The sequence below is a fragment of the Streptomyces sp. NPDC046716 genome (assembly GCF_040645755.1).
Classification (GTDB): domain Bacteria; phylum Actinomycetota; class Actinomycetes; order Streptomycetales; family Streptomycetaceae; genus Streptomyces.
In genome coordinates this window covers 73706-86281 of the sequence record NZ_JBEYYU010000030.1, presented here as the reverse complement: position 1 = coordinate 86281, position 12576 = coordinate 73706, and the positions used below count along the sequence as shown (strand labels likewise).

Sequence of the window (12576 nt, the reverse complement as noted above, 5' to 3'; positions counted from 1 at the left end):
GCACGGTCGCCGCCTCGGTGTCCTGACTCACGCGGGGCTCCTTCGCACGGAGGTGGCGATACGGTGGTCGAGCAGCGGATACAGCAGGTCGACCAGGAGATTGACGAGCACGAAGACCAGCGCGCCGAACACCACGACGCCCTGGACCACCGGCACGTCCTGGACGGTGACGGCGTCCGTGGTGACACGGCCCAGACCGTGCCGCGAGAAGACGTTCTCGACGACGACGGCGTTGGCCGTCAGCTGCCCCGCGAGCACCCCGACCACCGTGAGCGCGGGCAGCGACGCGTTGCGCAGCGCGTGATGGAACTGAATGCGGGCCCGCCCCGCGCCCTTGGCCCGCGCGGTGCGCACGTAAGGGGTACCGAGCTCGGTAAGAAGGCTCTTGGAGAGCACCTGAGCCACGAGCACCGCCGCGGGAAGCGCGAGGGTGACGGAGGGCAGCACGAGCCCTGCGGGACCGCCCTCACCGAACGCGGGGAACAGCGGGACCCGGAACGCGAACAGCTGGACGAGCATCAGACCGACCCAGAACGACGGCAGGCTGATGCCCACGGCGGGCACCGAGAGCAGCAGATCGCGCAGCCGGCGCCGTCGGACGGACGTCGCGGCCAGCGCGAGCCCGCCGCCGAGCAGCACCGCCAACGGCAACGCCACGAAGGTCAGTTGAAGCGTCGGTGGCAGTGCGTCCGAGAGGATGTGCGTCACGGGGCGGCCGGTCGCCAGGGAGTTCCCGAAGTCACCGTGCAGCGCACGGCCGAGCGCGGTCGCGTACCGGACCAGGACCGGCTCGTCGAAGCCGTACTGGGCCCGCAGTTCGTCGAGCCGCCGTTGATCCACGGGTCCGGAGTCCGACCCGGTCCCCGCCATCGCCGCGACCGGGTCGCCCGGCAGCAGGTCCAGCAGGAAGAAGGTCAGCGTGTACGCCCCCCACAGCACGCCGGCCGTCTGCGCCAGACGCCAGGCCACGTACCGTCCCATCTCGTCCTCCCCACGTTCCGTACGATCCCGATCCCGCCCGGTCGGCGCTTCAGCGCTTCCATGTGTCGTGCAGCTGCACTCCGCCCGACGCGCCGATGGTCAGTCCGTGCACCCGGGCGGAGGTGCCGATCAGCGTCTCCTGGTCGGCGATCGGTACCACGTATGCCTGACGGACGATCAACTTCTGTGCCTGGGAGACGAGACCGTCGCGCTTCTCGGAATCGAGGGTGGCCGCCTGCCGGTCGAGCAGGGAGTCGAGCCCGGTGCCGTCCTCGATGCGGTAGGAGTTCACGAGCCGCGTGGAGTAGAGGGTGCGCAGGCCGTCGGGGTCGGCCCGGGTGAGGTCGCCGCCCCACAGGGCGTCGTACTTGCCGGCCCGTATGGTCTGCGGAAACTGCGGTACCTGGAGCTGCCGGACGTTCAGCTCGATGCCGACGTCCTTCAACTGCTGCTGCACCAGTTCGAGAGCGGTGCGCTGGGCTCCCGCCGTGCTGAACGACACCACGGTCAGGCTCAGCCGCTGCCCGGCCCTGCGCCGGACACCGTCGCCGCCCTCGCGCCAACCCGCTTCTTCCAGAAGGGACTTGGCCCGCGCCGGGTCGAAGTCGAGATCGGTCGCCAGGTCCACGTGGCCCGGTGTCGTCCGGGACAGCACACTCGTCGCGGGCCGGGTGCCGGAGGGGAAGACCGCCGTAGTGATCTCCTGGCGGTCGATCGCGACCTGCGCCGCCTGCCGCACGCGGACGTCGCGGGTGAGCGGACGGCCGTTGTTGAAACCCAGGTTGAGGACCACGCCCGGGTTGGCCCGCCGGGCGACCGCCGCTCCCGAACGGCGCAGGGCCACCTCGTCCTGCCTGCGGATGCCGCCGATCACATCGACCTGCCCGGAGCCCAGGCTCCCGGTGCGTACCCCGGGTTCCGCGACGACGTCGAAGGTCACGGTGTCGAGATACGCCGCGCCCTTCTTCGTCCACCGCGTCGGTCCCCAGTCGTACGCGGCGCGCTTCTTGAGGACGAGGGACTGGTTGGGGCGATAGCGCGAGACGGTGAAAGGGCCCGAGCCGTGCACCCCGTCGGTGCAACGCTGCTGCGGGGTGCGGGCGGTGTCGGCGGGTGACACCAGCCCGAGCGCAGCCGTCGAAGTGGCTTGCAGGAACTGGGCGTTGGACCGGTCGAAGGTGACCTTGACGGTGTGCTGGTCGACGACCTCGGTCCGGCGGTAGCCCGCCAGATGGCCCTGGGCCAGGATGGCGAGGCCGCCGAGCTCGGGTATCGCGTCGAAGTTCTTCTTCACCGCGGCCGCGTCCACCGGAGCCCCGTCGCTGAACGTGGCACCGGGGCGCAGCCGGAAGGTGAAGGTTCGCGCGTCGTCGCTCACCCGCCAACTGCTGGCGATCCAGGGGACGATGCGACCCGAGGACGGGTCCTGGTCGGTGAGCGAGTCGACCGTCTGGCGCAGCGCGTACAGCGTGTCGCTGCTGCCGACCTGCTGCGGGTCCAGGCATCCGGCGTCGGTGCCCACGGCGAATCTCAGGTTCCCGCCCGACCGCGGGGGACCGGCGTCGCCTTTCTGGCTGCCGGACACGGCGCCGCCGCAGGCACCGACGGAGACCATGGTCGTCAGGGTCAGGGCGGGGAGCCAGAACATCCGGGCAGGCCGGGATCGCAACGTCTTCACGGGCGCAACTCCATGCGGGAGGGGCGCTGCGCCCGACAGGGCGGCAGCGCACGGGAGAGGTGGAGTACGGGAGTCGTCACCGCGGAAGAGGAACCGCCGGGACGAGAGGTGGAGGGTCGGTCAGCCGGCGGGACAAGCGGCGCTGCTGACGCGCGCCAGATCGATGTGACGCCGCGAGAAGAAGAGGCGGGCCGCCACGGGCACACCTGAGAGGGCGGGGAAACACGACTTCCGCATGGTGAATGAACCTCCTGCCTGCGGATGCCGGACCGCCGAATGCCGGGAACCATACAGATGTCCCGGGAACCCGGTCAATAGCACCCTGCGCGAATACGCGTTCGCGGCAATTCCTCAACAGTGCGCCATCTGCCGGACGTCGGGCAACGCCGTGTCATCATGAGCGAGCCATTGCCGCACCTGTCCGAAAGGAAAGAAGTGACGTCAACGAACGACGAGCTCCTCGCCACCCTCGCCGCGGAGCGGGAGATTTACCAGACCTTCTACAAGTTCTTCCGGCTGGTGGACACCAACCGGTACGAGCAGCTGGTCGAGTGCTTCACGAAGGACGCACTGATCGAGTACGACGTGATGCCCGGGCCGGTCCAGCGGTTCCACGGACGGGACGAGTTCACGGCCTTCATGTCACGGAGCCTGCCGTGGAAGCGTGAACCGACCGTCGCCCACGTACTGGGCCAGACCATCGTCGAGTGGAACGAGGGCAAACCGCACGTACAGGCCTACGCCACCGTCTGGCACTGGAGCGCGACCCGCACCGCCGACGGCCGGGACCGGCCCGCCGACTGGACCGTGGTGGGCCTGGTGGAGGACGACTTCGAGCTGGAGGACGGGCGCTGGCTGATCAGCCGGCGCTACGTCTCGCCGGTCGCCGGACTCGTCGCGGCGGGGAGGGGGCCGATGTAGCGACGCGCCGGTGCCGCCGCGGTGCGGCGCACTGGTCTGCATTCACCTGTCACCCATGTCTGCGAATGACTGTCACTCATGTCCACGAATGCCCTGGCCATTCTCGGTTTTATGGCAAACCGCTCTCGAGCGCCTGTCACCGATGTTTCCGAATAACTGTCACCGATGTTCCCGGAACATTCCGCGGGCGGCGGACGCAATTGTCCGTGGCGGGGTTCTCGTTGTGGCAACCCTCACGTTTCAAAAAAGGGATCCGGACCTGTTCGATGCTTTTCGGACAGCGCTGGAGAGCGAGGAGAGCCGGGCTCGAGGTCCGCTCAAGAACTGATGGAGCCCTCGCGCGACCGGATGTCCACCGAGTGCGACCCGCACTTCCCCGCCGGCGGCCGCCGCACTGTGACAGAAATGAGCCACCGCCGACCCGTCGGCCGTTTCACACAGCAGCAATGTCAGGAGTGTACGGTCGGCACGAACCATCCCGGCCCCGCCCCGGCGGAGGCCACGTCACCACAGTGAGACTCGGCCACGTCGAGCCCCTCAAGGGCACGGTCGGGCGCGCGGACGACGATGTCCGCCCACAGCCGCCGCACCCCGGGCACCGGCCGCCTCCTCCAACGCACCGCGCGCCACGCCGTCGAACCGAACCCACTCGTGAGGGCGCGTCCGGCGCCGATGCCGACCCCACGTCCGATCGGCGATCAACTTCCCGGCATCGCGCAGGTGTTGACGTCCGGGCGCGGCCGAGGCCTCGCGCACGAGAAGCACCCGCGTCACGAGAACGGGATCCACAAGCCAGGCCAGGGGGAATTGATGATGAAGACGACCGCGGGCGTGAGGTCCATGGTGATGCCCGGAGCCGCTGAGACCCCGGCCGCACCGCTGGGCCGGACGCGGGGCGGTGCCGGCCTGTTCCGCGAGGGCTCGGCGATCTACATCCCAGGCCGTCCCGACGCCCCCGACACCGAACGAATACCGCCCGACGAGTTCTGCTCGTCCCTGCACAGCCTCGAGCTCGCCCACCTCGGCGTCCGCCGGGCCATCGTGCACGAACAGGTCGAGAGCGTCCTCGGCGCCGACGACCGACGCGGCCACGCCTACTGCATGTGGCTCGCGATCCTCACCCTCCTCTACACCGGAGACCTCCCCTCCGCCCACGAGGAGTGCCGTCAACTGGCCCGCGACCCCAGATGGCTGGGCTCGCCCCGGCATCAGGTCATGCTCACCCTGCTGCGCGCCCGGATCAGCCTGCTCGCCGGCGACGGCGTCAAGGCGGCCGCACTGCTCGCCGACGCGCTCGGCAGGGGACTGCCGGAATCGGTCTCCCGGCTGGCCGCCGCCTGGCTCGTCGAGGCCCAGATCCTCTCGGGGCGCATCGAGGACGCCCATCGAACCCTGCTCCAGCAGGAGTTGGCGGGCCGGCTCACCCCGGATCTGCCCGACGTCGTCCATGTCCTCGCGGCCCGCGGATCCCTGCACATGGCGACCGGCCACTTCCAGCACGCCCTCGACGACTTCACCGCCTGCGGTCGGCTCCTCGTCACCTGGAACGTCGCCAACCCCGCCGTCATCCCCTGGCGTTCCCGCGCCGTGTTCGCCGCCCTCGGCACCGGACGCCGCGACCTCGCGGGTGCCCTGGCCGACGACGAGCTCACCGCGGCCCGCACCTGGGGTGCGCCGCGCGGCATCGGCCTCGCCCTGCACGCCGTCGCGGCGGCCCGCAGGGACGGGCCCGCGCCGGCCCTCCTGGAGGAGGCCGTCGAACTGCTCGATCTCGCCCACGCCCGCGGCGAGTTGATCCACGCCCTGCACGATCTCGCCGAGCTGGAGAGCGAGCGCGGCGACCCGGCCGCCGGACGGGGGCGGCTGGAGACCGCCGCCGCGGTGGCTCGCGAGAGCCGCAACGGCCTGTGGCTGGACCGCATCAGAGCCGCCCTCGACCGGCAGGAGGCCCCTCTGCTGACGAGCCAGGAGCTGCGCATCAGCCAGCTGGCGCGGTCGGGATACAGCAACCGGGAGATCGCCGAAGCGCTGTTCCTCGCCGTCCGCACCGTCGAGTTCCATCTGTCCAGCGTCTATCGCAAGCTGGAGATCTCCGGCCGAAGGGAACTGCATTCCGCCCTCGGCCCGGTCCATTCCGGGCAATAAGCCGCTCGGTCCCCGCTTTCCGAACGGCCGCGCGCCGCTCACCCGAACATCGGGTGAGCGGCGCTCTCGCGTTCCCCGTACGGCCGCCCGCGGCGAACCGCAAAAGACCCTACGGTCGAACCGTAGATTGTCCCGGCGTCCCTTGTGAGGAACCGGCCCCGGCTGCGAAGGTCGAATGGCCGGACAGCCTTCCCGATGACCGTTCCATCGACCGAGGGGCCCATTCGTTCATGTCGCAGGACACGAGAAACGCAGAAGAGCCGGAACAGGCGCAACTCGCCGACATCGTGAAGTCGCTCGGCGAGCGGGTCCTTCTCCTGGAGGATGTCCAGGAACTCCATCGGTTGCGCGCCGAGTTGCCACGCCGTATCAACGACGAGCGGTGGGACCGGGTCGCCGACCTTTTCGCGCAGGACGCCCACCTCGACTACGCGCACCTCGGCCAGGCCGAGGGGAAGAGCGCCATCCACGACTACTTCACCGCGCTGCCGGGCCTCATCCAGCAGGACAAGCCCGGCTCCCGGCTGCTGGTCAAGCAGTTCCTGCACGCCCACGACGTGGAGGTGCTCGGGGACCGGGCCACCGGGGTCAGCTTCTTCGAGGAGCGGGTCGTCTTCGACGACGACAGCGCCATGGTCGCCGGCAAGTTCACCGACACCTATGTGCGCGAGAACGGCACCTGGCTCTTCTCCCGCATCGAACTCACCCTCTACTGGGTTCTTCCGCACCCCGCGGGCCTCTCCGCGCAGGACGGTTCAGCCGCGTAAAGCCGTACACCCCAGAGCGAGGCAGGCGGAATCACCATGCTCCAGCAGAACACCACGAAGCGTCTCGGTTATTGGCTGCTCCATCTCCACCGCCTTTTCGACGAGGCGACCGCACACGCGCTCACGGAGGAGAAGCTCAATCGGCGGCAATGGCAGGTGCTGCACGCCATCAGCATCGGACTCCCCACGGTCTCCGCGATCGACAGTGCATTCTCCCCGTTCCTCGCCGTCGACGGCGAAAAGACCTATCAGCCCGTCGTCGACGATTTCATAGGGCGTGGCTGGGTCGCGGCCACCGGAGAGCAGATCGCTCTCACCGACATCGGACACTTCGCACACGAGCGGGCCGAAAGGCTCGTCAACGCACACGCCGAGAATTCCCTGGCCGGGATATCCGAAGCCGAATTCCTGGCCGCCAACGACGTGCTGGCCCGCATCGCCGCCAACCTCGAGAGCGAGTGACGGAGCGCCACGTGCCCGAGACCGCGACAAGCCACCGCCGGAGGAACTGATGCCGCACCCCAACGCCCCGAGCCGCGACGAACTCGTCGACGCCGCAGCCAAGTTGGTGCCCCTGCTGCGCTCGCGCGCCCTGTGGATCGACGAACACCGCCGGCTGCCGGACGACGTCATCGAGGCGATCGAGGACTCCGGACTGCTGAAGATGCAGGTGCCGGCCCAGTACGGGGGATACGAGTCGGACATCCGCGCCTACGTCGACGTCCTCGCCGAGGTGGCCCGGGGCAACAGCTCCGTCGCCTTCTGCCTCTCCGTGTACGCCTCGCTCGGCTGGATGACCGGACTGTGGCCCGACGAGGCGCTCGACGAGGTGTACACCGACCCCCAGGTGCGGGTGAGCGGCACCACGGCGCCCACCGGAACCGCCCGCCGCGTCGAAGGCGGCTATGTCCTCAACGGCAGCTGGGGCTTCAACAGCGGCGTCCTGCACAGCCAGTGGAAGATCAACGTCGCTCTGCCCGAGGACGACCGCACCGGGCCCCCGGTCCCGCTCTTCTGCCTCGTCCCCGTCGCCGACCTCCGGATCAAGGACGACTGGTACACCACCGGACTGCGCGGCTCCGGCAGCGTCACCACCGTCGCCGAGGACGTCTTCGTCCCCGAGCACCGGGTGATCACCGGCGCCGACTTCTACCAGAGCGGCGGCAAATCCCTGGCCAACGCCGCCAAGCCCGCCTACGGCGTCCCCGTCCTCGTCACGACCAACGCCATCCAGATCGGCCAGCTCCTCGGCGCGGCCCGGTACGCGCTGTCCGCGTTCCTGGAGCGGCTCCCCGGCCGTCCGATGACGTACACCGACTACCCGAGCCAACGCGAGGCACCACTCACCCACCTCCAGGTCGGCGAGGCCGCGCTGCTCATCGAGGACGCCGAGAACCGCGCCCACCGCTTCGCCGACACGATCGCCGGCAAGACCGAGCGGAACGAGCCGTGGAGCACGGACGAGCGGGTCGCCTCCCGGGTGCAGATCGGCTGGATCGCCCAGCAGTGCAGGAAGGCCGTCGACATCCTCGCGCAGGCCGGCGGCGGGTCCTCGATCCACCAGGACGTCCCGCTCACCCGCATCCAGCGCGACCTCCACGCCGCCACCCTGCACGCCATGATCACGCCCGGCGTCAACGTGGAGCTCTACGGCCGGTCCCTGTGCGGCCTCGAACCCAACTCGGCCTACCTCTAGGGGGATCGGATGGACCGCACGGACACCTCTGTCATCGTCGTCGGCGCGGGCCCCGCCGGGCTCATGCTGGCCGGTGAACTCCGCCTCGCCGGCGTCGACGTCATCGTGCTCGAACGCCTGGAACGGCCCACCGGCCAGTCCCGCGGCATCGGCTTCACCGTCCGCACCATGGAGATCTTCGACCAGCGGGGACTGCTGCCCCGGTTCGGACCCATCGAGACCAGTACCGCCGGGCACTTCGGCGGTCTGCCGCTCGACCTCACGATCCTCGGCGCCGCCCACGAGGCCGCCCGCACCGTCCCCCAGTCCCGCACCGAGGCCGTGCTCGAAGCCTGGGCACGCGAGCTGGGTGCCGACATCCGCCGCGGCCAGGAAGTCACCGGGCTCACCGAGGACGCCGACGGGGTGAGCGTCGCCGTCAAGGACGCCGACCGTGCCCTGCGCGGGCGCTACGTCGTCGGGTGCGACGGCGGCCGCAGCACCGTCCGCAAGCTCACCGGCTTCGACTTCCCCGGCACGCCCGCGACGACCGAACTGTTCGTCGCCGACCTGCGCGGCGTGGACCTCGCACCGAAGATGACCGCCGACCCGTCCGCAGGCGGCCTGGTCATGGTGGCGCACCTGCCCGACGGAATCACGCGGATCATCGCCGCCGAGCGCGGCGCGCCCCCGGTGCGACGCACGGGGCCGCCGGAGTTCAGCGAGATCGCGGACGTCTTCAAACGCCTCACCGACGTCGACATCTCCGCCGCCCGGCCGGTCTGGCTGAGCGCCTTCACCGACGCCGCACGGCAGGTCACCGAGTACCGGAGCGGGCGGGTGCTGCTCGCCGGAGACGCCGCCCACATCCACCTCCCGGCCGGCGGCCAGGGCATGAACACCTCGCTCCAGGACTCCGTCAACCTGGGCTGGAAGCTGGCCTCCGTGGTCCGCGGCACCGCCCCCGAGACGCTGCTGGACACCTACCACGAGGAACGGCACGAGGTCGGACGACGGCTGCTCGCCGGCACCCGCGCCCAGAGCCTGTTGATCCTCGGCGGCGACGACGTGGCACCGCTGCGCGACGTGCTCGGCTCTCTCCTCGACATCGACGAGGTCGCCCGCAGGCTCGCCGAACGCGCCGCCGGACTCGACATCCGCTACGACGTCGGCGGCGGCCGGCACCCACTGCTCGGCGCCCGCCTGCCCGAACTCGCCCTGCACGACGGGCGCCGCGCCACCACCTCCACCGAACTGCTGCGCCCGGGACGCGGACTGCTCCTCGACCTCGACGACAGCGCGGGCCTGCGGCGCCGGGCGGAGCCGTGGAACCACCGGATCGACGTCGTGACGGCCACCGCGCGCGACCTGCCGCGATCCGGCCTGCCGACCGGGACCACCGGCGTGCTCGTGCGCCCCGACGGACACGTCGCCTGGGCCGCGCCCGGCAGCCACCACGACCTGCCCATGGCACTGACCCGTTGGTTCGGCCCCGCCCGTGCCGCACGGGCGTCCGCCGCCTGAGCGTCCGCCGTACAAGCGACAAAGGAGAACCATGCACAGCACACTGATCGTGGCCCGGATGGCCCCGGCCTCCGCCGAGAACGTCGCTGAACTCTTCGGCGCCTTCGACCGCACCGACATGCCCGGCCGGATGGGCACCCGCCGCCGCCAGCTCTTCGCCTACCGCGGCCTCTACTTCCACCTCCAGGACTTCGACGAGAACGACGGCGCGGGACGCATCGAGGACGCAAAGACCGACCCGCGGTTCACCGCCATCAGCCAGGACCTCAAGCCGTACATCGAGGCGTACGACCCGGCGACCTGGCGCTCGCCCGCCGACGCGATGGCCCACCGCTTCTACGCGTGGGGTGCCTGATGGGACCCGCCACGCGCCGCGCCGGTGAGCGGCGGGTCGTCATCACCGGCGTCGGCGTGACCGCACCGGGCGGCGTGGGGGCCAAGGCCTTCTGGGACCTGCTCACCGACGGCCGCACCGCCACCCGCCGCATCTCCACCTTCGACCCCTCGCCGTTCCGCTCACAGGTGGCCGCCGAGGTCGACTTCGACCCCGAACTGGCCGGCCTGACACCGCAGGAGATCCGGCGGACGGACCGGGCGGCGCAGTTCGCCGTGGTCACCGCCCGCGAGGCGGTGACCGACAGCGGACTCGCCTTCGAGGCGCTCGACCCGAGCCGCACCGGCGTCACCATCGGCAGCGCGGTCGGTGCCACGACGGGCCTCGACCAGGAGTACCGGACGGTCAGCGACGACGGCCGCCTGGAACTCGTCGACCACACCTACGCGGTGCCGCATCTCTACAACTTCATGGTGCCGAGCTCCTTCGCGACCGAGGTCGCCTGGGCGGTCGGTGCCGAGGGCCCGGCCACCGTCGTCTCGACGGGCTGCACCTCCGGCCTCGACGCGATCGGCTACGCCGCCGACCTGGTCCGCGAGGGCACCGCCGACGTCATGATCGCGGGCGCGTCCGACGCGCCGATCTCCCCGATCACCGTCGCCTGCTTCGACGCCATCAAGGCCACGACTCCACGCAACGACGACCCGGAGCACGCCTCCCGCCCCTTCGACGCGAGCCGCAACGGCTTCGTCCTCGGCGAGGGCGCCGCCGTGTTCGTCCTGGAGGAGCTGAACAGCGCCCGTGCCCGCGGCGCCCGCGTCTACGCCGAGGTGGCCGGCTACGCGACCCGCTCCAACGCCTTCCACATGACGGGTCTGCGCCCCGACGGCAAGGAGATGGCGGAGGCGATCCGGGTCGCGCTCGACGAGGCCCGGATGAACCCGACGGACATCGACTACATCAACGCCCACGGCTCGGGCACCAAACAGAACGACCGGCACGAGACGGCCGCCTTCAAGCGCAGCCTCGGCGATCACGCGTACCGCACCCCGGTCAGCTCCATCAAGTCGATGGTGGGCCACTCCCTGGGCGCCATCGGCTCCATCGAGGTGGCCGCCTCCGTCCTCGCGATCGCCCACGACGTCGTACCGCCGACCGCGAACCTGCACACGCCCGACCCCGAATGCGATCTGGACTACGTGCCGCTGACGGCCCGTGACCAGCTCACCGACGCGGTCCTCTCGGTCGGCAGCGGGTTCGGCGGATTCCAGAGCGCGATCGTGCTCGCCGACCCCGAGCGGGAGCAGCGATGACCCGACGCACACTCGTCACCGGGCTCGGCGTGCTCGCGCCGACCGGCCTGGGCGTCGAGGAGTACTGGGCGGCGACCCTCGCCGGGCGCGGCGCCATCGGCCCGGTGACCCGGTTCGACGCCTCCGGATACCCGGCGCGCCTGGCGGGCGAGATCAGCGGGTTCGACGCCGCCGACCATCTGCCCAACCGGCTGCTGCCGCAGACCGACCGGATGACCAGGCTCGCCCTCGTCGGCGCCGACTGGGCGTTCGCGGACGCGGGTGTCGTCCCGGCCGAACTGCCCGACTACGACGTCGGCGTCATCACGGCGAGCCACTCCGGCGGCTTCGAGTTCGGGCAGAACGAACTGCGGGCGCTGTGGAGCCAGGGCGGCCAGTACGTCAGCGCCTACCAGTCGTTCGCCTGGTTCTACGCGGTCAACAGCGGCCAGATATCGATCCGCGGCGGACTGCGCGGGCCGAGCAGCGTGGTGGTCAGCGACCAGGCCGGCGGCCTCGACGCCGTCGCCCAGGCCCGCCGGCAGATCCGCAAGGGCACCCGCATGGTGATCTCCGGCGGCGTCGACGCCTCCATCTGCCCCTGGGGCTGGGTGGCCCAGCTGACCAGCGGACGCCTGAACACCGGCGACGACCCCGAGCGCGCCTACCTCCCGTTCGACGGCCGCGCCGCCGGACACGTCCCCGGAGAAGGCGGAGCGCTCCTCGTCCTGGAGAACGCCGACGACGCCTACGAGCGCGGCGCCGCACACGTCTACGGCGAGATCGCCGGCTACGCCTCCACCATGGACCCGCGACCCGGCAGCGACCGCGGCCCGGCGTTGCAGAGGGCCGTCGAGCTGGCCGTCGCCGACGCCGGCCTGACCCCCGACGACATAGACGTGGTCTTCGCCGACGCCGCCGCCGTCCCGGAACTCGACCGGATCGAGGCCGAGGCGATCACCAAGGTGTTCGGCGTGCGCGGCGTGCCCGTGACCGCGCCGAAGACGACGACCGGCCGCCTGTACTCGGGCGCCGCCCCGCTCGACCTCGCCGCCGCCCTGCTCTCCCTGCGGGACGGCGTCATCCCGCCCACCACCGGATCAGTGCTCTCCCCGGCGTACGAGATCGACCTGGTGACCGGCTCCCCGCGGCCCTCCGCGCCGGGCACCGCCCTCGTCCTCGCCCGCGGCCACGGCGGATTCAACTCCGCGGTGGTCGTGCGGGCCGCCCGACCCTCCACCCCCGTACGAAAGGCCTGA

The 12576-nt window shown here is 70.9% G+C and carries 12 protein-coding genes; 9 read left to right on the top strand and 3 right to left on the bottom strand.

The window, feature by feature from the left end; genetic code table 11:
- Window positions 1-27: 27 nt before the first annotated feature.
- From ABZ930_RS22790 to ABZ930_RS22780, 3 genes are all read right to left on the bottom strand, one after another.
- The gene (locus ABZ930_RS22790) at window positions 28-981 is read right to left on the bottom strand and encodes an ABC transporter permease (RefSeq protein ID WP_361550513.1); all 954 of its coding nucleotides are present in this window, start codon (window positions 979-981) and stop codon (window positions 28-30) included.
- A 49-nt stretch (window positions 982-1030) separates the two neighbouring features.
- On the bottom strand, window positions 1031-2659 hold the full coding sequence (locus ABZ930_RS22785; RefSeq protein WP_361550511.1) for an ABC transporter substrate-binding protein: 1629 nt from the start codon (window positions 2657-2659) through the stop codon (window positions 1031-1033).
- Between the two features lie 120 nt (window positions 2660-2779).
- Complete coding sequence (locus ABZ930_RS22780) at window positions 2780-2896, bottom strand: putative leader peptide (protein WP_361550509.1); 117 nt, start codon at window positions 2894-2896, stop codon at window positions 2780-2782.
- A gap of 198 nt (window positions 2897-3094) precedes the next feature.
- On the opposite strand from ABZ930_RS22780, the gene ABZ930_RS22775 reads away from it, so the two are divergent.
- From ABZ930_RS22775 to ABZ930_RS22735, 9 genes are all read left to right on the top strand, one after another.
- A complete protein-coding gene (locus ABZ930_RS22775; RefSeq protein WP_361550507.1) occupies window positions 3095-3580 on the top strand; it encodes a nuclear transport factor 2 family protein in 486 nt (161 codons plus the stop codon).
- Between the two features lie 810 nt (window positions 3581-4390).
- Entirely contained in the window at window positions 4391-5725 is a 1335-nt protein-coding gene (locus ABZ930_RS22770; protein ID WP_361550505.1) for a LuxR C-terminal-related transcriptional regulator, read from the top strand.
- 230 nt (window positions 5726-5955) lie between these two features.
- Window positions 5956-6492 carry a nuclear transport factor 2 family protein gene (locus tag ABZ930_RS22765; protein ID WP_361550504.1) on the top strand — a complete coding sequence of 179 codons (537 nt, stop codon included), beginning with the start codon at window positions 5956-5958 and terminating at the stop codon, window positions 6490-6492.
- A gap of 36 nt (window positions 6493-6528) precedes the next feature.
- The gene (locus ABZ930_RS22760) at window positions 6529-6954 is read left to right on the top strand and encodes a hypothetical protein (RefSeq protein WP_361550502.1); all 426 of its coding nucleotides are present in this window, start codon (window positions 6529-6531) and stop codon (window positions 6952-6954) included.
- A gap of 49 nt (window positions 6955-7003) precedes the next feature.
- Window positions 7004-8188 carry an acyl-CoA dehydrogenase family protein gene (locus tag ABZ930_RS22755; RefSeq protein WP_361550500.1) on the top strand — a complete coding sequence of 395 codons (1185 nt, stop codon included), beginning with the start codon at window positions 7004-7006 and terminating at the stop codon, window positions 8186-8188.
- 9 nt (window positions 8189-8197) lie between these two features.
- Complete coding sequence (locus ABZ930_RS22750) at window positions 8198-9691, top strand: FAD-dependent monooxygenase (RefSeq protein WP_361550498.1); 1494 nt, start codon at window positions 8198-8200, stop codon at window positions 9689-9691.
- A 31-nt stretch (window positions 9692-9722) separates the two neighbouring features.
- Complete coding sequence (locus tag ABZ930_RS22745) at window positions 9723-10046, top strand: TcmI family type II polyketide cyclase (RefSeq protein ID WP_361550496.1); 324 nt, start codon at window positions 9723-9725, stop codon at window positions 10044-10046.
- The gene (locus ABZ930_RS22740; protein WP_361550494.1) at window positions 10046-11338 is read left to right on the top strand and encodes a beta-ketoacyl-[acyl-carrier-protein] synthase family protein; all 1293 of its coding nucleotides are present in this window, start codon (window positions 10046-10048) and stop codon (window positions 11336-11338) included. Before ABZ930_RS22745 ends, ABZ930_RS22740 begins: the two co-directional genes overlap by 1 nt.
- Window positions 11335-12576, top strand: coding sequence for a ketosynthase chain-length factor (locus tag ABZ930_RS22735; RefSeq protein WP_361550492.1), 1242 nt, complete (start codon window positions 11335-11337; stop codon window positions 12574-12576). Before ABZ930_RS22740 ends, ABZ930_RS22735 begins: the two co-directional genes overlap by 4 nt.